General features: G+C 70.2%; 19 protein-coding genes and 1 pseudogene. 9 read left to right on the top strand and 11 right to left on the bottom strand.

Features of this window, described 5'->3' with window-relative positions:
• Positions 1–693: a M24 family metallopeptidase gene (locus ACIBA9_RS35800; protein WP_362155411.1), complete on the top strand. Its 693-nt coding sequence runs from the start codon at positions 1–3 to the stop codon at positions 691–693.
• Positions 694–793: 100 nt separating this feature from the next.
• On the opposite strand, the gene ACIBA9_RS35795 is transcribed toward ACIBA9_RS35800, so the two are convergent.
• The 4 genes and pseudogenes from ACIBA9_RS35795 to ACIBA9_RS35780 form a co-directional block, all read right to left on the bottom strand.
• The gene (locus tag ACIBA9_RS35795) at positions 794–1,447 is read right to left on the bottom strand and encodes a LysR substrate-binding domain-containing protein (RefSeq protein WP_362155942.1); all 654 of its coding nucleotides are present in this window, start codon (positions 1,445–1,447) and stop codon (positions 794–796) included.
• A 60-nt stretch (positions 1,448–1,507) separates the two neighbouring features.
• A pseudogene (locus ACIBA9_RS35790) lies at positions 1,508–1,714 on the bottom strand (LysR family transcriptional regulator); the annotation flags it as partial.
• Positions 1,715–1,830: 116 nt separating this feature from the next.
• Positions 1,831–2,163 (bottom strand): helix-turn-helix transcriptional regulator, encoded by a 333-nt coding sequence (locus ACIBA9_RS35785; RefSeq protein ID WP_399369647.1) that lies wholly within the window; start codon positions 2,161–2,163, stop codon positions 1,831–1,833.
• Positions 2,164–2,576: 413 nt separating this feature from the next.
• A complete protein-coding gene (locus ACIBA9_RS35780) occupies positions 2,577–3,452 on the bottom strand; it encodes a helix-turn-helix domain-containing protein (protein ID WP_399369645.1) in 876 nt (291 codons plus the stop codon).
• Between the two features lie 929 nt (positions 3,453–4,381).
• Here ACIBA9_RS35780 and ACIBA9_RS35775 point away from each other — a divergent pair.
• Positions 4,382–5,179, top strand: a complete 798-nt coding sequence (locus tag ACIBA9_RS35775) for an alpha/beta fold hydrolase (protein WP_399369643.1) — start codon at positions 4,382–4,384, stop codon at positions 5,177–5,179.
• A complete protein-coding gene (locus ACIBA9_RS35770; RefSeq protein WP_399369641.1) occupies positions 5,176–6,582 on the top strand; it encodes a DHA2 family efflux MFS transporter permease subunit in 1,407 nt (468 codons plus the stop codon). Before ACIBA9_RS35775 ends, ACIBA9_RS35770 begins: the two co-directional genes overlap by 4 nt.
• A gap of 100 nt (positions 6,583–6,682) precedes the next feature.
• On the opposite strand, the gene ACIBA9_RS35765 is transcribed toward ACIBA9_RS35770, so the two are convergent.
• A complete protein-coding gene (locus tag ACIBA9_RS35765; RefSeq protein WP_399369639.1) occupies positions 6,683–7,945 on the bottom strand; it encodes an acetyl-CoA carboxylase biotin carboxylase subunit family protein in 1,263 nt (420 codons plus the stop codon).
• 176 nt (positions 7,946–8,121) lie between these two features.
• Here ACIBA9_RS35765 and ACIBA9_RS35760 point away from each other — a divergent pair, with 176 nt between their 5' ends.
• Complete coding sequence (locus ACIBA9_RS35760; RefSeq protein ID WP_399369637.1) at positions 8,122–9,327, top strand: AMP-binding protein; 1,206 nt, start codon at positions 8,122–8,124, stop codon at positions 9,325–9,327.
• Positions 9,328–10,157: 830 nt separating this feature from the next.
• Here the strand turns inward: ACIBA9_RS35760 and ACIBA9_RS35755 are convergent.
• The gene (locus ACIBA9_RS35755) at positions 10,158–10,736 is read right to left on the bottom strand and encodes a TetR/AcrR family transcriptional regulator (RefSeq protein WP_399369635.1); all 579 of its coding nucleotides are present in this window, start codon (positions 10,734–10,736) and stop codon (positions 10,158–10,160) included.
• A gap of 268 nt (positions 10,737–11,004) precedes the next feature.
• Between ACIBA9_RS35755 and ACIBA9_RS35750 the strand changes: the two genes are divergently transcribed.
• Genes ACIBA9_RS35750 through ACIBA9_RS35735 form a run of 4 tightly spaced genes read left to right on the top strand, consistent with a single transcriptional unit; the run spans position 11,005 to position 16,016 of the window.
• Positions 11,005–11,628: a (2Fe-2S)-binding protein gene (locus ACIBA9_RS35750; protein ID WP_399369633.1), complete on the top strand. Its 624-nt coding sequence runs from the start codon at positions 11,005–11,007 to the stop codon at positions 11,626–11,628.
• Complete coding sequence (locus ACIBA9_RS35745) at positions 11,625–12,617, top strand: FAD binding domain-containing protein (protein ID WP_399369632.1); 993 nt, start codon at positions 11,625–11,627, stop codon at positions 12,615–12,617. The genes ACIBA9_RS35750 and ACIBA9_RS35745 overlap by 4 nt, the downstream gene beginning before the upstream one ends.
• The gene (locus ACIBA9_RS35740; protein WP_399369630.1) at positions 12,614–14,884 is read left to right on the top strand and encodes a xanthine dehydrogenase family protein molybdopterin-binding subunit; all 2,271 of its coding nucleotides are present in this window, start codon (positions 12,614–12,616) and stop codon (positions 14,882–14,884) included. The genes ACIBA9_RS35745 and ACIBA9_RS35740 overlap by 4 nt, the downstream gene beginning before the upstream one ends.
• Positions 14,877–16,016, top strand: coding sequence for an XdhC family protein (locus ACIBA9_RS35735; protein WP_399369628.1), 1,140 nt, complete (start codon positions 14,877–14,879; stop codon positions 16,014–16,016). The genes ACIBA9_RS35740 and ACIBA9_RS35735 overlap by 8 nt, the downstream gene beginning before the upstream one ends.
• Positions 16,017–16,180: 164 nt before the next feature.
• On the opposite strand, the gene ACIBA9_RS35730 is transcribed toward ACIBA9_RS35735, so the two are convergent.
• Genes ACIBA9_RS35730 through ACIBA9_RS35710 form a run of 5 tightly spaced genes read right to left on the bottom strand, consistent with a single transcriptional unit; the run spans position 16,181 to position 19,263 of the window.
• Positions 16,181–16,816 (bottom strand): DUF6875 domain-containing protein, encoded by a 636-nt coding sequence (locus ACIBA9_RS35730; RefSeq protein WP_399369626.1) that lies wholly within the window; start codon positions 16,814–16,816, stop codon positions 16,181–16,183.
• On the bottom strand, positions 16,813–17,376 hold the full coding sequence (locus ACIBA9_RS35725) for a hypothetical protein (protein WP_399369624.1): 564 nt from the start codon (positions 17,374–17,376) through the stop codon (positions 16,813–16,815). Before ACIBA9_RS35725 ends, ACIBA9_RS35730 begins: the two co-directional genes overlap by 4 nt.
• A 9-nt stretch (positions 17,377–17,385) precedes the next feature.
• Positions 17,386–17,586 carry an MbtH family protein gene (locus ACIBA9_RS35720; RefSeq protein WP_362155357.1) on the bottom strand — a complete coding sequence of 67 codons (201 nt, stop codon included), beginning with the start codon at positions 17,584–17,586 and terminating at the stop codon, positions 17,386–17,388.
• 40 nt (positions 17,587–17,626) lie between these two features.
• A complete protein-coding gene (locus tag ACIBA9_RS35715) occupies positions 17,627–17,863 on the bottom strand; it encodes a hypothetical protein (protein ID WP_399369622.1) in 237 nt (78 codons plus the stop codon).
• The gene (locus ACIBA9_RS35710; protein WP_399369620.1) at positions 17,860–19,263 is read right to left on the bottom strand and encodes a class I adenylate-forming enzyme family protein; all 1,404 of its coding nucleotides are present in this window, start codon (positions 19,261–19,263) and stop codon (positions 17,860–17,862) included. The genes ACIBA9_RS35715 and ACIBA9_RS35710 overlap by 4 nt, the downstream gene beginning before the upstream one ends.
• Positions 19,264–19,880: 617 nt before the next feature.
• Between ACIBA9_RS35710 and ACIBA9_RS35705 the strand changes: the two genes are divergently transcribed.
• The coding region (locus ACIBA9_RS35705) for an amino acid adenylation domain-containing protein (protein ID WP_399369618.1) at positions 19,881–24,969 on the top strand (5,089 nt) is incomplete at its 3' end.

Raw genomic sequence — 24,969 nt, 5'->3', positions numbered from 1 at the left:
ATGGACGACGACGAGGCAAGGCGCGCGGCGCTCCTGCTGGAAGCGCAGGAGAAGGCTCGGGAACTGTTCGACGAGATCGAGCACCGGCAGCTGATCGTCGCCGGGAAGAGCGAACGCGAACTCAGCGACGAGATCCGGGACCTGGCGCACGAGATGTTCGGCATCGAACGCTTCTGGCACAAGCGCATCGTGCGCGCGGGCCCCAACACCCTGCACCCCTACCGCGCGAACCCGCCGGACCGGCTGCTCGCCGAGGACGACCTGGTCTTCTGTGACTTCGGACCGCTACTGGAGCAGTGGGAGGCCGATGTCGGCCGCACATACGTGCTCGGTGACGACCCGGTGAAGCATCGGCTGCGCGACGACGTCTCGGCCGTCTTCGACGCCGGCCGCCGCTACTTCCACGAGCATCCGGACATCACCGGCGCGCAGCTGTTCGCCGAGGTCCAACGGCTGGCGGGCGAGGCCGGCTGGGAGATCGGCGCCACCCACGCCGGCCACCTGGTCGGGGAGTTCCCGCACGAACGCATCAACGGCGACGACATCGAGTACTACATCACCACCGGCAGCGACGAGCCGATGCGCCGCCCGGACCGTGCCGGGCGGCTCTGCCACTGGATCCTGGAGATCCACCTCGTCGACCGGTCCCGCGGATTCGGCGGCTTCTACGAGCAGTTGCTCGACCTCGGCTGACGACGCCCGTCGACGGCGAGGCATCCCGGTGCCCCCCTGCCCCCTACGGCCGCCGCGACCTGCGCGGCGGCCGGGGGACTGGGACGTCATGGTGAGCCGGTCAGGCCGCGGTTTCGGTGACCCGTCCGGGCTCGTCCATCAACGGGGTCTGACGGAGCGCCGCCTGGGCGACGGAGAACGCGGCTTCGACCACGTCGGCCGGCGTGCCCGGCGCGTGGACGAAGGAGATCGGCACGAACCCGGGGTGGAAGGGCAACGTGCCGCCGGGGACGGGCGTCAGATTCCACTTCTCGCCGCTGTCGGCGAGCAGACCGATGACGCCGAGCCCCGCCCGGGTGGCCGCTCGCAGCCCGGCCAGGTCGGGGCCCTCATAGGCGACATGCCAGGGAACTCCCTGGCCGTCGAGGGCGCTGATGATGTGGGTGCGGGTATTGCACGGCTCGGCGGGCAGCACCATGGGAATGGAACGACCGGAAGCCAGGCTCGCGGCGTCGTGCGCGTACCAGGCCAGCTGCAACGAGCCCAGCGAGCGGCTGCGTTCGCCGCGGGAACGGCCGATGATGACGGCGACGTCCGTCTCCTGCTCGGCCGTCCGCGCGGCGATGTGTTCACTCGCCCCGACCCGCGCGGTCAGCGTGACCCGGGGCAGCGCGCGGGTGAGGCCGACGAGCAGGTCCTGGAGGACGTCCTCCAACTGCTCCGAGACGCCGATGGTGAGCCGGAGGCCGTCCCTCGGTGCGGTCAACCGGGCCATTGCCTCGTCATTGACGGTGAGTATCTTGCGAGCGTAGAAAAGCAGTTCCTCACCGGCGTCGCTGAGTTCGAGCCGGCCCCTGGTTCTGACGAAGACAGGCCCGTGCAGAACCGCTTCCAGACGACGAATGTGGTAGCTTACCGCAGGCTGGGTCAGTGCGAGCGCATCCGCTGCCCGCCGGAAACTCCCCGTTTCCACGATGGTGTTCAGCGTTCGCAGCTGATTCACGTCGAGATTACGGGACGTGATGGTTCGTTCTGGACTCATGGGTCTTCACTTTCGCATTCGGCAAGCCGCCTCGAACATCCCCCGATATTCGAACTGATCTTCACGAAGAAGGGGTTTGCGCACATCCGCGGGTGGGACGCTTTTCGAGCGTGTCCTCAGTAACGGCCGTGGTCATGTGCGGCGTTCGTCATGGCAGGTTGGCGCGGTGCCGGGCAGCCGGCGCAGGTCCGGCTGCGGGCGCCGACGGCGATGCCGAGCTGGAAGCGGTTGTTGATACCTAATTCGTCCATCATGGAGCGGAGCATGTAGGTCACGGTGCGACGGCTGACGCCGAGCTGCCGGGCCGCGCTGGCATCGGTATGACCGGTGGCCAGCAGGGCGATCAGTCTCTCGTGGCGGTCCTCGACCGTCTCACCCGGACCGTATGGAGGTGATGTGATGGCGCGTTGATGTATATGGCCACAATTGTTGCACATGACTCGAACCAACCTGAGATTGTCATCTGGTCGAATGATGAAGAGCACCCGTGCGGGTGCCGGCACTGACGAAGCCGCCGTCGGCGGCGAAATGTCTCAGCGAGGCGGAAAACCGGGGGTGATGGTTTCGCCCGTCTCCATGAAGACCACCGTCTCGACCTCGTCGTGAGAGGACAACGATGTCAGGTGTGGTCTTTGCATGCGGCAGAATTCTGACCAGGCTGTCGTAGGCGATCTTTCCGGAGTGAGCCGGGCGGCTGTGTGGGGGTTTATCGTGCCGTCCTTCCAGTTCTGCAACACCGTCTAGCGTGGCTGGGACCCTGCGCCCGTACGACCGGGAGATGGAATTCCACAGTCCCCTCCGATCCGGACCGGCACAGGTGCCACGCGAAACGCTACGGTCGATCGGCGGACTCAGCCACGCACTATCGATACGTGGACACGGCGTCTCCCGACACGTATGAAAGCCTGGTCAAACGCTGTTGGGTGAGGGTCCCCGGAACCGCGTGGAGCGAGAACAGGCGCTGCCTTGTCCGCGTACCCAGCATCAGCGCGTAGTCGAAGTCCAGGCGGCCGACCCGGTCGTCCAGCACGCTCACGATCGGAGCGGGGGCGCTGGAGACCTGGTGCTCGTCCCACATCCGCGAGAATTCCGCGCTCGCCCCGCGCAGATCGGCCACGAGGGTGGCCGCCGCCGGGTCGTAGCCGCGCTCGGCCACGATGACGCGCAGGTACCCGACGTAACTGCGACCGATGGCCTCCTGGTGCTCCGCCGAGTTCAGCACCGACCGCCGCCAGCGGCCCGAGCCGAACCAGCACCAGAACATGTTCCCCTCCCAGCCGGGCAGGCCGGCGACGTGGCCGAACAGCGTCGAGTGCAGGTCGTTCTGTGCCGCCACGGTGGCGAGGTCGTCCACGACGAACGCCGGTGACGTCGCCGCCACCGCCCGCATCACCGAGAGCAGTTGGGGATCGACGCCGCCGTCCGGGTCGGCCACCGCGGGCTCGGTGCGACCTGCCAGCAGGTACAGGTAGGCACGCCCGTCCGGGGTCAGCCGCAGCGCGCTGGCCAGCCCGGCGAGGATCGCGGCCGACGGCTGCGGGCCACGGCCCTGCTCCAGCCGTTCGTAGTACGTGGTCGACATGTTCGCCAGGCGCGCCACCTCGTCCCGGCGCAGTCCCGGTGTCCGGCGCCGTTGACCGCTCTGCAGCCCGACCACCTCCGGTGACAAAGCGTCACGTCGTCGGCGCAGGAAATCGGCCAGTGCCTCCCGCGTGGCCGACTCGGCGTTCTCCCGCATCGGCTACACCGCCCCGCACGGGCCACAAGCCCCCCCTCCTGGTAAGGGGTTGCCGGTCATCATGTCGAGGACGACCGCCGAGCCTCGGGAGGCTTGTGTGCCAGGGGCCAGGGAATGGGGCGTGACGGCCACATTCACTCCTTTGCGGTGGGGAGACCGAGCCTAGAGCCAGTGCGTGTGGGATCACGGCAGGGCTGCCGGGCTGCGCAGCCAGGGGACCGAGCCGAACGTCTCGATGATCTTGGATGCTCGATCTGTGTGCCGCAAGGGCGCGTGGATGCCGTTGGCTGGTCTCGGCTGGTGTGATGTGGCCCTGGAGTTGGTGCTGACCAGGAGGGCCCCGGAAACTCGCCGCGAGTGCGGATCTATCGCCGCCGCGACAACTCAGGCTCCAGCTAAGGGAGTTGGGCTGCCTGGCATTTGCTCACGCGATCCGTCACCCTCGGGGCGTCGACGCCCGGGGAAGCGTGGTGGTGCTCGGCGACGGCGTGGCCGGAAAACGGCCCAAGGCCCGCTTGCGCCGTAAGCACCTTTTGAGCGGAGGATGGTCAGGCCTTTACCCGTCGGCCCGGCCCGGCCTCGTCCCCTGGCCTCTCCCCCCGGCCGGGGCGGCCGGCGGCGGGCGAGGCCTCCGCCGCCACGGGCTACCGGCTACCCGGATTGCCCCCGGTGAATCCAGGCTCGGCCGGCAATTCCCGTCGATAATGCTCGCGGCGAAACCTATCCGGTTCTCGTCGTCCCGGTCAAGGTGATTCGGGCGATGACCTGCGTCTATAAGACTCCTTTATCGATGAGTTTAGTGCGCGCGAGTTCCGGCGGTCGAATATAAGAAAGTTTGATCACCATCGGCCGCTGGGTCCCATGGGCTGGCCCTATATTTTGATCACCGCACCCGGGGATTGATTGGAGCTCTCACCATGCTCGAAGTGATGCATCATGTCCGGCGCCCCGGCGCCGGACCGACCGTGTTGTTCGTCCCGGGCCTGGGGATGACCTCGCAGTGTTTCGCACACATGGCGGCCGGCCTCGGCCCGGACCACGACGTCGTCACCGTGGACCTGCGCGGGCACGGGAACAGTCCGGTACCCCCGCTCGGCTGGACTCTCGAGGACGCCGCGGCCGACCTGGCGCAGGTCGTCGAGCAGCTCGACCTGCACGACGTCACGCTCGTCGGCTGGTCGCTCGGCGCGACCGTCACCTACAACTACCTCGACCGGTACGGCACCGACCGGGTCTCCCGGCTGGTCTCCGTGGAGATGTCGCCCCACCTGCTGCGGGAGGAGGGCTGGGAGCACGCGGCGTTCGGTGGTCTGGACGCGGTGGGCGCGCTGCAGGCGACCCAGCAGCAGTGGGCGGACCCGGACACGTACCTCACCGCCCTGATCGAGAATTGCTTCGCCTCCGGCAGTGAACCCGAACCCGGTGTGCTGCAAGCGCTGTTGGCCGAATCCCTGAAGACGTCGCGGCTGGCGCTGCTGGCCCTGTGGAGCGGGGTCCTCACCCAGGACTGGCGCGAGCGGATCGGCACCCTGACCCTGCCGACATTGCTGGTGCACGGGGCCAAGAGCCGGATCTTCCCCACCGAGGTCGGCAAGTGGCTGCTGGGCGCGCTGCCCGACGCCCGGCTGGAGATGTTCCCGGAGAGCGGCCACGCTCCCTTCCTGGAGGAACCGGACCGCTTCGTCCGTGTGCTGCGCGACTTCATCGACGGGACGGCGGCCGCGTGAACCGGCTGCGCGCCAACCCCTGGGCGACGCTGGTGGTGTTGTCGCTGGGGTACTTCATGACCTTGCTGGACTCGACGATCGTCACCATCGCGATTCCCAGCATCATCGACTCGATGCACGCCGCACTGCCCCAGGTGCTCTGGGCGCTCAACAGCTACATCATCGCCATCACCGTCCTGTTGATCACCGCGGGCCGCCTGGGCGACCGGTACGGCCCGCGGCAGGTGTTCGTCGTGGGCGTCCTGCTCTTCACGGTCGCGAGCCTGCTGTGCGGGCTCGCGACCGTACCCGGCGTCCTGGTGGGCGCCCGCGTGCTGCAAGGTGCCGGGGCCGCGCTGCTGATGCCGCAGAGCGTGACCCTGATCGTGGCCTCTTTCCCGCGCGAGCGGCGCGGTACGGCGCTGGGGGTGTGGGGCGCGATCGGCGGCGTCGCCTCGGTACTCGGCCCCTCGCTCGGCGGCCTGCTGATCAACCTGGCCGGCTGGCGCTGGATCTTCCTCGTCAACCTGCCGATCGGCGTACTCGTCGTGGTGGCCGGCCTGACGATCGTCCCGGACCTGCGAACGGGCCGGCAGCACTCCCTGGACATCCTCGGCGTCGGCATCGCCTCGGTGGCTCTCGCCTGCTTCGCCTACGCGGTGACCAACGGCGCGGATCACCACTGGGGCCCCCTCGTCTGGGCACTGCTGGTGGCGGCCGCGCTGTTCGGCACCGGCTTCACCGTCCGCCAGCGGCAGCGCCAGGACAGCGACCCGCTGGTGCCCTTCGCCCTCTTGCGGATCCGCGGGTACACCGTGACGCTCGGGATCGCCGCGGCGATCACCGGAGCCACCTTCGGCATCACGGTGGTGGCCGCGCTGTACTTCCAGTCGGTACTCGGCCTGAGCGCGTTTCGGGCAGGGGTGATCCTGGCGCCGGCGTCGGCGATGTCCCTGCTGATCGCCCTCGTCGCAGGCCGGCTGGCCGACCGGATCGAGGGCCGGTACATCCTGCTGACCGGCATGGTCGTACAGGGGGCCGGCATCCTGTGGACCGCGCTGCTGATGACGGGCTCGGCGCACTGGACCGCCTTCCTGGCCCCCATGGCGGTCATCGGCATGGGCAACGGCTGCTCGATCGCGCCGAGGACGACGGTGGCCATGCGCGACGTCCCCCAGGAACTCACGGGCGCGGCCTCCGGAATCCTGGAGACGACGCGACAGTTGGGCGCGATGGTCTTCACCGCCGGCGTCGTGGCGCTGGCACAGGGCCTGGAGTCGGTGACGGGCGGCAGCGGCGCGGCGATGCGCGCCGCCACGGTCCTGCCGATCGCGGCGCTGGCCCTGGGCGCCGTCGCCTGCCTGGCGCTGCCGCGCGAGACGACCGAGCCCGCCGTGCGCGCACGGCCGCTGCCGTCGGACTGACGGCGACCGACCCCGGGAGCGCGGCTGCCCCGCGGCGAACAGGACTCTCGAGGAGTCCCGTCGCCCCGGGGCAGCCGCACTGCGCGCACGTCCGGGCGGGCTAGCTTCTCGAACCGCTCTGTCCGGGCGTGTTGTCGAGGAGGAAGTCGATGTTCGCGTGGACGGACGAGTGATCGTCGGACGCGAACAGGACATGGCCCGCACGCCAGTACCGGATGCGCAGGCCCTCGTACGCGAAGACCTTCGGAGCCCGGCGGCGGTCGAGGTCGATCGAGACGACCGCCTCGGGGTGCGGGAAGGCATAGGACGGCCAGGCGAAGGGGGCGTCGGTGGGACCGTTGAAGAAGCCCACGCCGTAGTGGGCACCGGTCGGCCGGGGCCGGCCCGGGGTGCGTCCGTTGAGCATCGCGTCGAAGTACGCCTCGTACGGCCGTATCTCGTACGCCGATTCGAGCAGCTCGACCACGCGGTCGCCCGGGTAGCGGGTGTGGATCTCGACCAGCTCGATCCGGTCGTCCAGCAGCTTGATCTCGGCGTGCATCGGGGAGGTGACGAAGCCCAGCGCCGACACGACGGCCTGGAGGTACTCCTCGACCTGCGCGGTCCGCTCCTCCGTGTACCTGCTGGGCACCACGTGGCCGACTTCCTCGAAGTGCGGCATACCGGTGTTGACCTTGTCGGTCAGGGTGAACAGTGTGAGCCGGCCGTCGACGACGAGCCCCTCGGCGCTGATCTCGGGGCCCGGCACATACTCCTCGACGATGACCTCGTGCGTACGGTGGTCCCCGGCCAGGTGGGCCACCCGCGTGTCACGGTCGTCGCGATTGGTCTCGGCCAGGTCGTACGGCTCGAAGACGCGCGCCAATTCGGAACGGTCGGCGACGAACGTCACGCCGTGGCTGCCGCTGAACGATCGCGGCTTGACCACCACCGGCGGCTCCAGTCCGCCGAGCAGGTCCTCGGGGGAGAGCAGCGAAGTCCGGTGGAAACCCACCTTGGTGAGCCCGTGCTCGCGCAGCACCTCACGGGTCGCCGCCTTGTCCAGGACGCGGGCCTCGACGGCGGACGGCGTGCCGGGGATGCCGAGCTGCTCGCGCACGGCCGCCGCCAGCTCCATGCAGAACTCGGTGATGGCGAGGACGGTGGCCGGCTCGGTGTCGCGCACGCAGTCGGCGATGAGCAACGGGTCGAGCGCCTTGACGGTCCGGGTCCGCACGGCGGTCTGCTCGCCGATCTGCGCGAGGGACTCGGGTGTGTCGACGACGAGGAGCGAGGCGCCGAGCGCGGTCGCGTCACGGACGGCGTCGTCCAGTTCGTGGACGCTCCACGGGACTCCCACGAGCACGACGGTCTTAGTATTCATCCTGCTATTTTCCATACGCGACGCTGAGCCGACAATGCCGGAGACTTTCAGCAGTTGTTATCGGTCGATCAAAAATCATTATTGGACCGCTTGACGGCAGGTTGCATAGGATCCATTTGACCTGATGCCACACGGCGTGCGAATTATTCGAAAGATATCGACTGTCTCTTTCGCGCGTGACCGTGTCCCTCCATCGATGTGCCAGGAGAGTCATGATCGGAACGATCGACGCGGAGACCCTGCTCGCTCACGCCCGGACGATCGCCTCGTCCGGCGGGAAGGCAGTCCCCGACGGGGCCAAGGAGCTTTCCGACCTGGAGATCTGTGGTCCTGCCGAGATCACGGCGATGACCAGGGCGGCGGCCGAACGCGATGGCGGTGTGCTCGTCTCCAGCGGCGGCACCACGGGCACCCCGAAGCTGACCTACCTGCCCCACCACATGGCCTTCGACCGGCTCCTGCCGGTCTGGAGCCCGCTGGGCGTCGGTGACGTCGTACTCAACCTCTATGACGCCGGCCGCATGTGGGGCACCCACTATTTCGTCCAGAAGCTCGCCGAGCGCACCGAATCCACGGTGATTCCCTCGGGGCCGATGACGGCCGAGGAGCTCGAACTCCGGCTTCCGATGCTCCGCGAGGTCGGCGTCACCGCTCTGGCCAGCGTCCCCTCCGTGCTCGCCGACTTCGCCGAGACCGTGCTCAAGACCGGGGTGAAGCCGCCGGTCAAGACCATCATCTGGATGGGCGAGGCATGGACCGAGTCCAAGCGGGAGCTGGTTCGGCAGGCCTTTCCCGACGTACAGCTGTGGGGCATCTACGGCTCGGTCGAGACCTGGGCGATGGGGTCCAACCGGCCGGGGTGCGACGAGACGACGCTCCATCTGCTCGCCGACGAGATCTTCGAACTGGAGGACGCGGGCGCCCTGTTGACCCGGGCCGGCGATGGATGGACCGTGCCCGTCGTCCGCTACCGCCTCGGCGACCGCATCGAGGCGGCGCAGTGCCGTTGCGGACGCGGCGACGCCTTCCGGGTCCTGGGACGTGCCGACGACGGCTTCGGTCTTCTCGGCAACTTCGTCAACATCGCGGACATCGTCGATTCCGCTCGGCAGTGCCCGGACGTCGTGGATGCCCAGCTCGTACTGGTCCGCGACACCGACATGGCCGACTCGGCGCGTTCGATGACCGTCGAATACACCGGTACGGCCGCCCCGGAGACCGTCCGGAGCTGGCTGACGGGTGGCAACGTGCGACTCGGCACCGTCGACAGCCAGCACCCCGAGGCGATCTCCGCCCGCCGGGTCGACCGGCTGCGCCGCATCACGAGGACGAACAAGACGCCGGCCGCGGTGTGGCAGGACGCGCTGGGAAGCGGTTCGTAGCCGGCCCGCCGAAGGGCTGCCCCAGGGCGGACACGCACTCGGGGACGCCCAGAGGGGGCCGGGGCCTGGCCGGAGCGTTGTCGATCACGTCCGTCCGCGTCACCCGATCCCCGGCCGCGAACCCCCGCCGCCGAAGGAGGCGTTGACCTGGGGCCCGGCTGGCAATGATCTGGTGCCGGTAGTGATCCCGGGCGCGGTCGATGACTGACCCGGCGCCCTCGCGACGAGCGCGGCTCATCCGCTGTTCGCCCGCATCCACGGCGACGTCTCGCCACCGCGCCCGGAGGTCATGCAGACGCGGCTGATCGAGCGGGAGCGGGGGAACCGCCGGGGCCGTTCGCCGCGTAGGGAGGCCACGCGGCGGGCGGGCAAGGTCGGTGGCGGCGGCTGGGCGGCGTCGGTGGCGGTCGGTGACCAAGGTCTCTGGAGACTGGGCGAGTTGGGTGACCGCGGGCGGCGCACCGCGTACGGAGATCCGCAGCCGGGCGGGTAGAGCCTGCCGGCGGCGAAGGGCACCCCGCCGACCGCCCGCCGCCATCACGAGCGGCACGAGCCGGCGCCCGGTCGGCAGACCGTGCCGCCGGCGGAAACCCAGCCGATAGGCGACACCCCATACCTGCACCGTCATCACGAGCACGTCGGCCGCTCGGCGTACGGAGCGGACTCGGCGGTCCAGTCCTCATTCCACCGACGACGCCTGGACCCGGCGGCGGGTCCGTGCACCGCTCGCGCGCACGGCGTCGGCCGTCGCGCTGGCCGGCACAGCGCACCGCCCCGGCGGCGGGGGCCGCCGCCGGGGCCCTGCCGGCGGTCGGTGACAGTGCCCGTGATCAGCGGCCCGGCGCCCCCGCCCGCAGACCGTCCATGACGAGGTCGAGCAGACGTCCGGCACGGGGCCGCCAGTCCTCGTGTGGCCCGAGTTGCCACAGGCCCGCGATGGCGAGGAGGAAATCGTCCCCGGTGACTCCGGGGCGGATGGTGCCGGCCTTCTCGTTGGCCCGGAGCAGGAGTTCCGCCGCGGACGTCACGGGTGTGTGGGTGGGCTTCGCCGGGCTGCCCGGGGCCCCCGTGACCTGGCGTATCGCGTCGGCCAGACCCGCCTTGGTCATGGCGAACTCGGCGAGCCGGTCCATCCAGGCCCGCAGCGCCGCCTCGGGATCCCGGCTCCGCAGCAGCCGGGCCGCGCTGTCGGCGACCTGCTGCATCTCGTGGCGGTAGATCTCCAGTACGAGTGCCTCACGGTTGGGGAAGTTGCGGTAGAACGTGCCCTGGCCGACACCGGCCTTCTTGGCGATCGCGCTCAGCGGGATGTCGGCGCAGCGCGTCAGCTCGGCGAGTGCCACCTCCAGAATGCGCTCCCGATTACGCTGCGCGTCCGACCGCAGCGGTACGTCCTTCCTCGGTTGCACTCGTCCTCCTCGAGAGGTTCATGGCCGAACCCCGCCTTGCTAACCGGACAGCTGTCCGTTACGGTTCCCAATAGCGGACAGCTGTCCGGTTGATAACACGATAGCCGTGCGGACGACCCCGCGGCAGTCGGCATCCCCGCCCACGGCCCCAGTACCCCGTTTGCTCAGCTCAGCCCGGCACCGACCCGCGCCACGCACTCCCCACCGCGACCGCTGCACCCCGGTCCTCGGACATCCCATCGTCCTGGAAACGCGAAAGAAGCTGATCATGGCCCTGTCGACGTCCAGTGTCATCACCTTGAGGATCAACGGCGAGAAATACACACTGCCCGTCGATCACCGCACCACCCTGCTCGACGCCCTGCGCGAGCGGCTCGACCTCACCGGCACCAAGAAGGGCTGTGACCAGGGGCAATGCGGAGCCTGCAGCATTCTGCTGGACGGCCGCCGAGCCCTCGCCTGCCTGCAACTGGCGGTGGCGGCCGAGGGCCGGGAGATCACCACCATCGAAGGCGTCGCCGACGGTGAGCGGTTGCACCCGGTACAGCAGGCGTTCCTGGACCTCGACGGATTGCAGTGCGGTTACTGCACTCCCGGCCAGATCTGTTCGGCGATCGGAGTGATCGCGGAGCACGCGGCGGGCTGGCCCAGCGCCGTCACGGACGATGTCCGTCCCGAGGCGGGTCCGCCCCCGCTCACCGCCGAGGAGATACGCGAGCGGATGAGCGGCAACCTGTGCCGCTGCGGCGCGTACGTCTCGATCGTCGAGGCGGTGGCTCGCGCCGCCGAGGCCGGCACGGAAGCGGAGGGGAAAGTGGACGGGGACGGGGCCGGGGCCGCCGCGCCGCCTGACAGCGTCGGAACCGTGCGCCCGAAGGAGGCCGTGGCATGAGGGAGTTCGCATACCGACGCGCCTCGGACGTGGCCGGCGCCGTCGCCCTGCTCGGCGCCGACCCGGACACGCGCTTCCTCGGCGGCGGCACCAACCTCGTCGACCTCATGAAGACCGGAGTCGAACGCCCCACCCGGCTCATCGACATCCGTGAACTCCCGCTGGACGACATCGAGTCGACACCGGGAGGCGGCCTGCGCATCGGCGCCACCGTCACCAACGCCGACCTCGCCGCCCACCCCGAGGTCCGGCGCCGCTACCCGGCCCTGGCCCAGGCGGTACTGGCCGGCGCGTCCGGGCAACTGCGCAACATGGCCACGGTCGGCGGCAACCTGCTCCAGCGCACCCGCTGCGGCTACTTCACGGATGTCACCAAGCCCTGCAACAAGCGTGTCCCCGGCAGCGGTTGTCCCGCCATCCAGGGCGAACACCACAACCACGCCATCCTGGGCGCCTCCGACCACTGCGTGGCCGTACATCCCTCGGACATGGCCGTCGCGCTCACCGCTCTCGACGCCGTCGTCCACTACGAGACCAAGGCCGGGCCCGGGGAACTGCCGATCGACGGGCTCTACCTGCCCGTCGGCGACACCCCGCACCGCGAGACCGCCCTGCCCCCGGGGGCGCTGATCACCGGCGTCACGCTGCCGCCCGTGCCCACCGCGGCCAACTCCCGCTATCGCAAGGTGCGCGAGCGCGCGTCCTACGCGTTCGCGATCGGCTCGGTCGCCGCGGCGCTCGACGTGCGGCTCGGCGTCGTACAGGACGCCCGCCTGGCCTTCGGCGCCGTCGCCGCACGACCGTGGCGGGCGCTCGCGGCCGAGCGGGTTCTCGTCGGCGCCCCCGCTGGTGCCGAGACCTACGCGGCGGCCGCCGACGCCGAACTGTCCGCGGCGAGGACACTGCCGCACAACGCGTACAAGGTGGCCCTCATGCGCAATCTCGTGGTGGCCGTACTGACCGAACTCGCCGAGGAGGCCGCCCGATGACCACCGTCGCCACCGGCACCCCCACCCGAGCCGCCTCCGTCGGCCGCGCGCACACCCGAATCGAGGGCCGGGAGAAGGTCACCGGAGCGGCCCGCTACGCGGGCGAGATCCCCTTCGCCGACCTCGCGCACGGCTGGCTGGCGCTGTCCACGGTCGCCCGCGGCCGCATCCGGGCCATCGACAGCGACGCCGTCCTCGCCATGCCCGGCGTTCTCGCCGTCCTGGACCACCGCAACGCCCTGCGCCTGGACACCGACTACACCGGTCTGCTGGGCATGCGGCCGGACCCGACCTGCGCCGTCTTCCAGCACGACCGGGTACCGCATCTGGGCTGGCCCGTGGCCCTCGTCGTCGCCGAGACGTCAGAGCAGGCCAGGGAGGCGGCGGAGGCACTCGTCGTGCACTACGAACAGGAGCCGCACGACGTCGACTTCCGCGGTGAGCACCCGGACGCCTACCCCCTGGACAACCACGGGCCGGCCGTGACGGGGAAGGGGGACCTGGACGCCGAACTGGCCGCCTCCGCCGTCGTCGTGGACGCCGAGTACACCACCCCCGAAGAGCACCACAACCCGATGGAACCCCACGCGGCCACCGCCCGCTGGGACGACGGCCGCCTCGAAGTGATCGACTCCAACCAGGGCGCCACCTGGGTCGTCGGCGAACTCGCCAACCTCTTCTCGCTCGACCCGGCCACGGTGCGGGTGCGCTCCGAACACGTCGGCGGCGGCTTCGGCAGCAAGGGCGTGCGCGCCCACCAGGTGGCCGCCGTGATGGCCGCGACCGTCCTGCGGCGCCCGGTGCGCGTCGTCCTGACCCGCCGGCAGATGTTCTCGCTGGCCGGCTACCGCAGCCCCACCACCCAGCGGGTCAGGCTCGGCGCCGACGCCGACGGACGACTGCGCGCCCTGGAACACCGCTCGCTGAGCGTCACCTCCACCGTGTACGAGTTCATCGAATCGAGCGCCGGACCGGCGCGCGTGATGTACGACGCCGACGCGCATCACACCGCCAACCGCGTCGTACGGCTCGACGTGCCGACCCCCACCTTCATGCGCGCCCCCGGCGAGGCACCGGGATCGTTCGCGCTGGAGGCGGCGCTGGACGAACTCGCCGAGAAATGCGGGACGGACCCCATCGAGCTGCGCCTGCGCAACGAACCCGACAGGGGGCCGGTCTCGGGCCTGCCGTTCGCCGGCCGCCACCTGCCCGCCTGCTTCCGTGAAGGCGCCCGCCGGTTCGGGTGGGCGGACCGGGACCCGCGACCCGGCCTGCGACGGGACGGCCGCTGGCTGCTGGGCACGGGCACGGCCGCCGCCTCCTTCCACGCGGGCGCGGCACCGTCCACGGCCACCGTGACCGCACACCCGGACGGCGGCTTCACCGTCCGGATCGCCGCGGCGGACATCGGCACCGGAGCCCGTACGGCCCTCACCCTGGTGGCCGCGGACGCGCTGCGCGTCGCCCCGGAACGGGTCCGGGTCCGCATCGGGGACAGCGACTTCGGACCGGCGATGATCGCCGGCGGCTCCATGGGCACCCGCTCCTGGGCCTGGGCGGTCACGGCGGCCGCGGACGAACTGCGCGACCGGCTGGACCTCGGCACCGACATCCCGCCGGAGGGCACCACGGTGCGCTCGGACACGGCCGCGGCCATCGGGGCCCTCGCCCCCGCCGAACGCCACTCCTTCGGAGCGCAGTTCGCCGAGGTCGCCGTGGACCCGGGCACCGGCGAGGTACGCGTACGGCGGATGCTCGGGATCTTCTCGGCGGGCCGCATCGTCAATCCGCTCACCGCACGCGGCCAGTTCCTGGGCGGGATGATCTGGGGCATCTCCATGGCCCTGCACGAGGAGGCCGTCCGGGACCGCGCCTCGGGCGGTCACGTCGGCGCCGACCTCGCCGGCTACCACGTGGCCACGCACGCCGACGTGCCGCACATCGAGGCCGACTGGATCGACGATCCGGATCCGCAGGACCCGGTCGGAATCAAGGGCATCGGCGAGATCGGCGTCGTGGGCGCCGCGGCCGCCATCGCCAACGCCGTGTGGCACGCGACCGGAGTACGCCACCGCAGCCTGCCGATCCGGCCGGACCGCGTCCTGGCGGGGGCCGGGCGGACGCGGGCGGACGCGACCGGGGGAGCGCGGGCCGGCACCGGGGCACCTGCGGAGAGGGCGGCGGGGACCGGCGGGCGAGCGCCAGCGGACGCGGCGGCGCGCACCGGCCCGAAGACGCCGGCGGACGGAGGATCACCGGATGCTTGACCTGGCCGAGGAACTGGACCAGTGGATGCGCGAAGGCCGGGACTTCGCCGTCGCCACCGTCGTGTCCGTCGGCGGCAGCGCGCCACGGGGCCCGGGCGCCGCCCTCGCCGTCGACAGCGCGGGCACCGCCATCGGCTCGGTGTCCGGCGGCTGTGTGGAGGGCGCGGTGTACGACCTGTGCGTGCAGGCGCTCCAGTCCGGCGAGAGCGTCACCGAACGCTTCGGCTACAGCGACGAGGACGCCTTCGCCGTCGGGCTGACCTGCGGTGGCACCCTCGACGTACTGATCACACCGGTGTGCGGGCAGCCGCCGGAACGGGCCGTCCTTGCGTCGGCGCTGTCGGCCACCGGCCGGGGTGAGCCGACGGCCCTGGCCCGGGTGGCCCGCGGCCCCGCCGCACTGCTCGGCCGCGCCCTGCTGGTACGAGCCGACGGCACGTACGAGGGCGGTCTCGGCGGCCCCGCGGAGCTGGACCGGGCGGCCCTGGCCAACGCCGGGGCCCTGCTGGAGGCGGGACGCACCGGCACGGTGGACGTCTCCGAGGACGGCTCGAACTGCCCCGGCGGCCTCACCCTGCTGGTCGAGTCGCACGTGCCGGCCCCGCGCATGATCATCTTCGGCGCGATCGACTTCGCCTCGGCACTCGCGCGGGCCGGCAAGTTCCTCGGCTACCACGTCACCGTCTGCGACGCCCGCCCCGTCTTCGCCACGCGGGCCCGCTTCGCCGACGCCGACGAGGTCGTGGTCGACTGGCCGCACCGCTATCTGCGACGCACCGAGACCGACGCCCGCACGGTCCTCTGCGTGCTCACCCACGATCCGAAGTTCGACGTCCCCCTGCTCAAGGAGGCCCTCGGAATGCGGGTGTCCTTCATCGGCGCCATGGGCTCACGCCGCACCCACGAGGAGCGCGACCGGCGCCTGCGCGCGGAGGGCGTGACCGAACACCAGCTGGCCCGGCTGCGCTCCCCGATCGGCCTCGACCTCGGCGCCCGGACACCCGAGGAGACGGCCCTGTCGATCGCGGCCGAGATCGTCGCCGCCCGGCGGGGCGGGACCGGGGCGCCCCTGACCGGCTCGAAGGAGCCGATTCACCACGACGCGCTACCCGGCGGGGCGACGGCCGCTTGAGAGACGGCGCTTCTTGACGGGGAGGCGATGGCGGTGTCGGCGGCCCCCTCGCGCACGTCGCCTCCCCGGCCGGCCTGCCGGACCGCGCTGCCGCGCGTGCGGGCAGGTGTGCGGCCCCGGCGATCTGCTGTTGGGGCACCCCAACTGCGCTGAGTTGCCTGCACCTACGGCGGCGGACCACCGCAAGCCTGCTCGGCCTCCCGGTAGCGCTCCACCAAGAGCGGGTCCATCACGGTGGACCCCGGTCCGAAGAACTTGCCGAACCGCTTCCGGTATTGCTGGAACCACTGCGGTCGCTCGGACAGGAAGAAGACGTCGTGCAGGGCGATGGCACGGATGGCGAACAGGGGCAGGGGTGCCTTGCTCACCGCGAAGCGGGGGTTGCGGGCGGCCGTCACCTCGCAGTTCTCGTGGAACTGGCCGATCATGAGCCCCTGTTCCACGAAGGCGTCCTTCACCCGGGCATGGGCCTGGTCGAGCAGTCCGGTGTCCTCGCTGCGCAGGTCCGGAAGTGCGACCACCATGGCCCGCAGCATGGGATTACGGCCTTGCCAAGTCGTCAGCTCGTACTCTCGCAGACTGCTGCGGGCGATCTCCTCGATCAGCTCCAGGGTCGGCGCATGGCCGGCCAACCGCAGGCGGATCTCCATCGTCCGGTTCTTGCGCGAGGGTGCCACGAACGGACAGATGGGCCCCGTGCGGCCGATCTCCGGATGACTCGCGGAGATGTACTCGGTCAGCCATTCCTCGACCGCCTCCAACGCTGACGCGAAGTCGACCAGGGATGCCGCGGACGTCATGACGCACCGGTCGGTTCGGTGACGCGGTCGACGGCGATGCGTGCGAGCCGATGGATCTCCGACTCGTCGGGGACACGGGCGTTGACGAAGGTGAGAATGTCGTCCTTCGCGACGATCACCCAGGCGGTCTCGATGCGGAAGTGGTCGACGGTGGACAGCCAGCGCACCAGAAAGCCGCCGTCTCCCAGCTCGACAGGCGCCAGGTCCACCCTCGAGATGTCGAGCCGCACGCCGTCGTTGAGCTCCATCCGGTACTGCGCGCAGGCGTGCACCGCGTCGAAGAGCTCCTGGTAGATCTGCCGGCAGGTCCCGTGGCCGAACTGGGCGACATGGTGGAACACCACCGATCCCACGACGTTCGTGAACAGCGCGGAGGCGTGGTGCACCGTCTCGGGATGCGTGCCGTGCGTGAGCATGTTGGTCAAATCGACGATGGCCCGCCCCGACTCGTCGCCGGAGACGAAGGCGGGATCGTAGGCGGCGCTCGGCTCCTCGCCGTAGAACGACTCCTCGAGGTCCTCCTCCCGTAACAGCAGCAGCTGGAATGCGGCGTCGTCCATCGAGGTCTCCTATCGGCGCACGAGGCTCAGCGGGCGCATGTCGGTCCAGTGCTCCTCGACGTAGGCGAGGCAGGACTGGCGGTCGCTCTCGCCGAGCGCGACCGTCCAACCCGCGGGTACCTCGGCGAACGAGGGCCACAGCGAGTGCTGGCCCTCGTCGTTGACGAGCACCAGGAAGGTGCCGTCGGGGTTCTCGAAGGGGTTGCTCATCATCGCTCCTTGCGCATGCGGTCGGAGGGGGGTGTGCCGGTCAGTGCTCCTGCGCGACCCTGGACACGTAGGAGTGGATGCCGTCGATCGAGGTGAACTGGCCCATGTCGTCGAACTGCGGGTCGATGACCACGCCGTGCCGCTCCTCCAGGACGTGCTGAAGGACCACCAGGGTGAAGGAGTCGATCACCAGCTCGGCGTCGTCGGTCAGTTCCTCCGACGGCCCGAGTCCCGCGTTCTCGGTCAATATCGTCCTGAGGTCGTCTTTCGAGATCACCGGTCCCCCTGTGCCCGCGAGGGCGATTGCGACGGGACGCGTCCGTGCATCAGCGCACGGTCGCGGATCAGCTTCCCCATCGAGTTCCGCGGCAGCAGTCGCGTGACGTGGAACCTCTTGGGGACCTTGACGGGGCTCAGCCGCTCCCGGCACCAGGCCGTCAACTCGTCCGCGCCGACGGTGGGTTCGGCGCCCACGAAGGCCTCGATGACCTCTCCGTGCGTCACGACGGCCTCCGTCACCCGGTCGTGGGTCAGCAGGACGTTCTCCACTTCCGTGAGATCGACCTTCAGTCCGCCGATCACGGCCAGCGAGTCGGCCCGGCCGAGCATGCTGAGCACCCCGGTCGCAGGGTCCTGCCGAACCCGGTCGTAGGTCCGCAGCCAGCCGTCCGTGTAGCGGTCCGCGTGCTCGCCGTACAGATACGGCGAGTGGTCCATCCGCACGTACAGCTCCTCGTCGACGACCTTGACCTCGGCCCCCGGCACCGGAAGCCCCAGTTGCGGAGGGACGGACGTGCCGGACAGGTCACCCGCGATCAGTCCGATCTCGGTCAGCCCGTAGACCGGGCTGATCGGCAGGCCGAAGCGTGCACGAAAGTTCTCGTACGTCTCCTGCGGCACCCGCTCGCCGCCGGACACCGCGAGGCGCAGTGCGGGCAGTTGGGGCCGGTCGGCGACGCGAGACAGCAGGTCGTAGTGGACGGGGGTTCCGTAGACGGCGGTCGTCCCGGTAGCCGCCATGAGCCGCACGACCTCGGCCGGGCGCAGTGTCGGCGGGATGATCAGTGTCGCCCCGGACGCGAGGGCGTGCAGCACGCCGCTGACCAGGCCCATGTTGTGCATGACCGAGTTCAGCAGCATCATCCGGTCGCCCGCGCCGGGGATCCCGGGGAGGGCGGCATGCCGGTCGATCTCGGCCAGCACGGAGTCGGCGGGGCGACCGATCACCTTGGGCCGGCCGGACGAGCCCGAGCTGAACTGCACCAGTCGGATACCGTCGACGGCGGGCCGGCCGTCCGGCAGCTGCCGGACCGTGAAGTCGGACTCCTGACGGAATCCGGCCACCGGCCCTCCGGCGCCGGACGCGGCGACGAGGTACTGCGGACCCACCAGCCGGGCCAGCGGTTCGTACTCCGCCGGTTTCAGCCGGAAGTCGACCAGTACCACCTGCGCCCCACGGCTCCACAGGGCCAACAGGACCTGTATATAAGTGAAACTCGGCGTCATCCTCAGGAGAACCGAGCTGCCTTCGCCGATTCCCTGGTCCCGGAAACGCTCCTCGAACTCGGCTACCGCACCGCGTAACTGTTCCCGGGTGACCGGAGCGCTCGAAACGGCCCACGGGTCGTCGTCCGCTCCACGGTTCAGCAGATGACTTACCCACTGCATTTTTGCCATACGGGTTTCCTTTTGTGGAACAGCCTCGGGAAACGTGCGACCGGCATTTGTGAAAAGTTAAGCTAACACCGCGGAGAAACGGCGGGCAAGAGCACGTTGATCAAGGCGTACCGCTCCGCGGCCGACGCGCGGGTCCCGACGCCGGTCGCCGCGCGGGCAGAGGGCAGCCCGCGTGAAAGGACTCCGTCCGGCGTGCGGCGAGCATCGGCCACGCCCCACCGCAAGCGCGGATGGCGAGTCATCACCAGTCAAACCAAGGCAGTTGGCCGCCGGGCCGCATCGGCGGGGCACCTCGGCCGACGCCGGGCGTGCGCGCGGGTCCCGCCGCGTTGTCCCGCGTGTCCCGCCGGCGGGACACGGCGTGGACATGCACGTGGCATAGCCGATTGATCTCCTTGACCCTTCGGATCAGCCGGGGTTAGGTTCCCTCTGTTGCGTTTCCGGGCGGTTACGCCCGGCTCCTGTGCACACACGGCGAACCGCGTCGCTACGACAGGCCAGAGGTCGCCGTCTCATTTCTGCGCGATCGAATCGGCGACGCGTTTTCCAGGACGTCATGGGTTTTTCATTCCTGCCTCTCCGGCCGTCCGTGCGGGGGAATTCTCGGAGGTGGAGACTTGTCCGTCAGTGCCGGCACCACGCTTCCCATCACGGCTGCGCAGCGCGAAATATGGATCGCCGAGCAACGGCTGGGGAGAGGGAATCGAGTTTTCCGGGTGGGGGAGTACCTGGAGATCCACGGAGGCGTGGACCCGGAGCTGTTCGCGCAAGCCCTGGGACTCGTCGTCGCCGAGGCGGAGGCGCTGCACGTCCGCTTCGTCGAGGAGCCTGGCGAGGTCCGGCAGGCCCTCCAGGAGCCTGCCGACTGGCCGTTCGCGGTCACCGACCTGAGCGCGGAGCCGGACCCCGAACAGGCCGCACGTGCCTGGATGGACTCCGCGGTCGCCCGGCCCATGAGCCTGACCGAGGGCCCGCTGTTCGAGTACGCGCTTCTGAAGCTGAGCGCCGACCGCTTCTGGTGGTACCAGGGCTACCACCACGCCGTGATGGACGCCTTCGGGTCCTGGCTGATCACACGCCGGGTCGGCGATATCTACACCGCACTCGCCGGAGGCGGCCCGGTGGGAGCGAGCCCGTTCGGCACGCTGTCCGACCTGATCGCAGCCGAACAGGCATACCAGGCATCGGAGCAATTCGCTCAGGACAGGGCGTACTGGACGGAACGCTTCTCCGACCGTCCGCAGCCGGCCGGAATCGTCGGCACGCCGTCGACCACGCCGGAGCGCTATCTCCGGCACACCACCGCGTTGGAGCCGGCGGAACACACGGCGCTGCGCGACGCGGCCCGCCGGGCCCGCGTCCCGTGGTCGCACCTGGTCATCGCCGCCGCGGCCCTCCACGTCCACCGGACGACCGGCACGACCACCGTCGTCCTCGGCCTGCCGGTGACGGCCCGCCTCACCCAGGCGGAGCGCCGCACCCCCGGCACGGCCGCCAACGTCCTACCGCTCCGGCTCACGCTACGACCGGAGCTGACGCTAGGCGAACTCCTCGCCCAGATCGGCGAGCGCGTGCGCGAACTGGGCGGCCACCAGCGGTACCGGGCCGAGGACATCCAGCGCGATCTCGCACTGCCCGGCCGCCTGGGGACGTGGTACGCACCGGTCGTCAACGTCATGTCCTTCGACTACGCGGTCACCTTCGCCGGACTGCCGACCACCGCGCACAACCTCTCCTCCGGCCTGGTGGGCGACTTCACCCTCGCCGTGTGGGACCGGCGCGACGGCGCCGGGCCGGCCGTCGACGTGAACGCCCACCCCGAACTGTGCACGCACGACGAACTGAGCGTTCACCACCGTCGTCTGCGCACGGCCTTGCGAGCCGTCACGGCAACGGATTCCTCCCGGCCGATCGGGCGGATCGATCTGCTGTCCGCAAGTGAGCGGGCGGCTGTGCTGGCGGTGCCTGCGGGTGTGGTGCCGTCGCGGGTGACGTTGCCGGAGTTGTTCGAGGCGCGGGTGGTTGCGGCGCCGGGTGCGGTGGCGGTGGTGTGGGGCGGGGCCACGTTGTCGTACGGGGAGTTGAACGAGCGGGCGAACCGGTTGGCTCATGAGCTGGTGGGTCGTGGTGTGGGTCCGGAGGACGTGGTGGCTCTGGCTCTGCCGCGGAGTGCGGACCTGGTGGTGGCCGTGCTGGCGGTGCTGAAGGCGGGTGGGGCCTACCTTCCTCTGGATCCGGCCTATCCGGCGGCTCGGGTGGCCCATATGGTCGCCGATGCGCGGCCCGCCCTTGTGCTGACGACGAGCGGGCACCGTCTCTCGGCGGACACCGTGGACGGGACGCAGGTACTGCTGCTGGACACGCTCGACGTGACGGGCCGGTCCGCGGACAACCCTGTCACCGCACTCGTGCCCGATCATCCCGCGTACGTCATCTACACCTCCGGCTCCACCGGACGACCCAAAGGCGTCGTCGTCGCCCACCGCAACGTGGTGCGGCTCTTCGACGCCACCCGGAAGTGGTTCGGCTTCGGCTCCGACGACGTGTGGACACTGTTCCACTCGTACGCCTTCGACTTCTCCGTCTGGGAGCTGTGGGGAGCGCTGCTGCACGGCGGCCGGCTGGTCGTGGTGCCCTACGAGGTCAGCAGGACGCCCGGCGCCTTCCTGGACCTGCTGGCCGATCGCGGTGTCACCGTCCTCAACCAGACGCCGTCGGCCTTCTACCAGTTGGCACAGGCCGACGCCGACGCCTCCCCGCCGGCGCGTGAACTCGCCCTGCGCACCGTGGTGTTCGGCGGTGAGGCACTCCAGCCGTCCCGTCTCGCCGACTGGTACCGGCGTCACCCCGACGACACGCCGGCCCTGGTCAACATGTACGGAATCACCGAGACCACGGTCCACGTGACGTACCAGACGCTGACCCGGGAGCGAGCAACCGCGTCGGCGGCCAGCGTCATCGGCGTCGGGATTCCCGACCTGCGGACATATGTGCTCGGTCCGGGGCTGGAGTTGGTGGCGCCCGGTGTGGTGGGGGAGCTGTACGTCGCGGGGGCCGGTGTCGCCCGCGGCTATCTGGGCAGGCCCGGTATGACGGCGGAGCGGTTCGTGGCGGACCCGTACGCGCCTGAGCCGGGCACACGGATGTACCGCACCGGTGACCTGGTGCGGTGGAACCAGGACGGCGAGCTGGAGTTCGTCGGCCGCGCCGACCACCAGGTCAAGATCCGCGGCTTCCGCATCGAACCGGGCGAGATCGAGAAGGTGCTGACCGACCACCCGGACGTCACCGAGGCGGCGGTGGTGGTCCACGAGGAGCCGTCCGGCGATGCCCGCCTCATCGCCTACGTGGTGGCACGGGGAGCCCTCCGCGCCGGGGACGTCAAGGAGTTCGCGCGGGGCCGGCTGCCCGACTACATGCTGCCGGCCGCCGTCGTCGTACTGGACCGGATGCCACTCAACGCCAACGGCAAGTTGGACAAGGCGGCGCTCCCGGAGCCGGACTTCACCGTGCCCAGGTCGGGGCGGGAGGCGCGTACGCCGCAGGAGCAGATCGTGTGCGATCTGTTCGCGCAGGTGCTGGGGCTGCCCCGGGTCGGCGTGGACGACGACTTCTTCGATCTGGGCGGCCACTCGCTGCTGGCCACCCGCCTGATCGCCCGGATCCGTGCCGCGTTCGGCGTGGAGCTGGAGCTGCGCGCGCTGTTCGACGGGCCGGCACCGGCCGCGGTGGCGGCACTTCTCGACACCGCGGGACCCGCTCGGCCGCCCCTGGCGGCGCGGGTACGCCCGCCGGTGCTTCCCCTTTCGTCCGCGCAGCGGCGGCTGTGGTTCCTGCACAAGATGGAGGGGCCGAGTGCCACCTACAACATCCCGCTCGTCGTGCGACTGACGGGCAGGTTGGACCGTGACGCGCTGCGTGTCGCCCTTGGTGACGTGGTGGCCCGGCACGAGAGTCTGCGGACGGTGTTCCCCGAGGCCGAGGGCGTTCCGCACCAGCAGGTCCTCGACAGTGCGAGCGTCGAGTTGCCCGTCACCGACATCACCGAGACGGAGCTGCCGGACGCCCTGAAGTCAGCGGCCCGACACACCTTCGACCTGGCGACTCAAATCCCCCTCCACGCCACGTTGTTCACGATGTCCGAACACCGGCACGCGCTGCTGCTCGTCCTGCATCACATCGCGGGTGACGGGTGGTCGTTGGGTCCGCTCGCCACCGATCTCACGCGGGCTTACACGGCGCGGGTGGAGGGGCGGGTGCCGGAGTGGTCTGCGTTGCCGGTGCAGTACGCGGACTACACGCTGTGGCAGAACGAGCTGCTGGGGGACCAGAACGACCCTGACAGTCTGTTCGCCACCCAGATCGCGTACTGGAGGGAGGCGTTGGCGGGTCTGCCGGATCAGCTGACGCTGCCCTCGGATCGTCCGCGTCCGGCGGTGATGACCTACCGGGGTGACTACGTCACGGTCGACATCGATGCGGATCTGCACCGGCGGCTGTTGGACGTCGCGCGGGCGTCGGGTGCGAGCTTGTTCATGGTGTTGCAGGCGGGGCTCGCGGCCTTGTTGACGCGGCTGGGGGCTGGTGAGGATGTTCCGGTGGGCAGTCCGGTGGCCGGCCGCACGGATCAGGCGTTGGACGAGCTGATCGGGTTCTTCGTCAACACGTTGGTGTTGCGCACGGACACGTCGGGTGATCCGAGTTTCACGGAGCTGATCTCGCGGGTGCGGGAGCGGAGTCTGGCCGCCTACGCGCACCAGGATGTCCCCTTCGAGTACCTGGTCGAGCTGCTCAACCCGACCCGGACGCTGTCGCACCACCCGCTCTTCCAGGTGATGCTCGCCCTCCAGAACGCGCCCGAGACCGAACTCGAGCTTCCGGGGCTGCGAGCCGGGGTCGAGTTGGGCAGGACGGGTACGGCGAAGTTCGACCTGTTCTTCAGCCTTGCGGAGCAGCGCGGGGAGCGCGGCGAGCCACAAGGCCTCACCGGTGCCGTCGAGTACTCGAGCGACATCTACGACGTGCCCACCGTCCAAGCCCTGTTCGACCGTTGGATACGGCTACTGGACGCGGCCGTGTCCGATCCCGACCGCCCGCTGGCCGGCATCGACATCCTCACCTCCGACGAACACCGGCGGGCCGTGGTCGACTTCAACGACACGGCTCATGCCGTGCCGGATGCCTCGCTGGGGGAGTTGTTCCTGCGGCAGGTGGCTCAGACGCCCGATGCCCCGGCGGTCACCGACGGCGCCACCACGCTCACGTACGCACAGCTCGACGCGCGTGCCAACCAGTTCACGCACCATGTGATCGGCAGGGGAGTGCGGCCCGGCGACGCGGTCGGCGTACTTCTGGAGCGCTCGATCGAGACGGTCACCACGGTCCTCGGCCTGATGAAGGCCGGAGCCGTCTACGTACCTCTCGACGCCCGTTATCCGGCCGAGCGCATCCGCCATGTCCTGGCCGACACCGGCGCGCGCTTGCTGATCACCGACGAACGGTCGGTTCCGGAGTCGGGTGCCGAGGCGGTGGAGCTGCTCCACATCGAGTCCTTTCGGCCCCCTGCGTCCGAACCCGCTGATCCCCGGGTGGGTGTGCGGTCGGGGGATGCCGCGTATGTGATGTACACCTCGGGTTCGACGGGTGTGCCCAAGGGGATCGTGGTGACGCATGGCAATGTCGCCGCTCTGGCTCTGGACCCGTGTT

Origin of the sequence: Streptomyces sp. NPDC051452 (assembly GCF_044454765.1) — a bacterium.
Taxonomy (GTDB): domain Bacteria; phylum Actinomycetota; class Actinomycetes; order Streptomycetales; family Streptomycetaceae; genus Streptomyces.
The sequence above is the reverse complement of the archived record's forward strand: the minus strand, read 5'-3'. Positions and strand labels throughout refer to the sequence as shown.

Excerpts from the sequence above, each read along its gene's own strand:
- ACIBA9_RS35800 (WP_362155411.1), top strand. The coding sequence starts at position 1 with ATGGACGACGACGAGGCAAGGCGCGCGGCGCTCCTGCTGGAAGCGCAG.
- ACIBA9_RS35795 (WP_362155942.1), bottom strand. The coding sequence starts at position 1,447 with ATGGCCCGGTTGACCGCACCGAGGGACGGCCTCCGGCTCACCATCGGC.
- ACIBA9_RS35780 (WP_399369645.1), bottom strand. The coding sequence starts at position 3,452 with ATGCGGGAGAACGCCGAGTCGGCCACGCGGGAGGCACTGGCCGATTTC.
- ACIBA9_RS35775 (WP_399369643.1), top strand. The coding sequence starts at position 4,382 with ATGCATCATGTCCGGCGCCCCGGCGCCGGACCGACCGTGTTGTTCGTC.
- ACIBA9_RS35765 (WP_399369639.1), bottom strand. The coding sequence starts at position 7,945 with ATGAATACTAAGACCGTCGTGCTCGTGGGAGTCCCGTGGAGCGTCCAC.
- ACIBA9_RS35750 (WP_399369633.1), top strand. The coding sequence starts at position 11,005 with ATGGCCCTGTCGACGTCCAGTGTCATCACCTTGAGGATCAACGGCGAG.
- ACIBA9_RS35745 (WP_399369632.1), top strand. The coding sequence starts at position 11,625 with ATGAGGGAGTTCGCATACCGACGCGCCTCGGACGTGGCCGGCGCCGTC.
- ACIBA9_RS35740 (WP_399369630.1), top strand. The coding sequence starts at position 12,614 with ATGACCACCGTCGCCACCGGCACCCCCACCCGAGCCGCCTCCGTCGGC.
- ACIBA9_RS35735 (WP_399369628.1), top strand. The coding sequence starts at position 14,877 with ATGCTTGACCTGGCCGAGGAACTGGACCAGTGGATGCGCGAAGGCCGG.
- ACIBA9_RS35730 (WP_399369626.1), bottom strand. The coding sequence starts at position 16,816 with ATGACGTCCGCGGCATCCCTGGTCGACTTCGCGTCAGCGTTGGAGGCG.
- ACIBA9_RS35725 (WP_399369624.1), bottom strand. The coding sequence starts at position 17,376 with ATGGACGACGCCGCATTCCAGCTGCTGCTGTTACGGGAGGAGGACCTC.
- ACIBA9_RS35720 (WP_362155357.1), bottom strand. The coding sequence starts at position 17,586 with ATGAGCAACCCCTTCGAGAACCCCGACGGCACCTTCCTGGTGCTCGTC.
- ACIBA9_RS35710 (WP_399369620.1), bottom strand. The coding sequence starts at position 19,263 with ATGGCAAAAATGCAGTGGGTAAGTCATCTGCTGAACCGTGGAGCGGAC.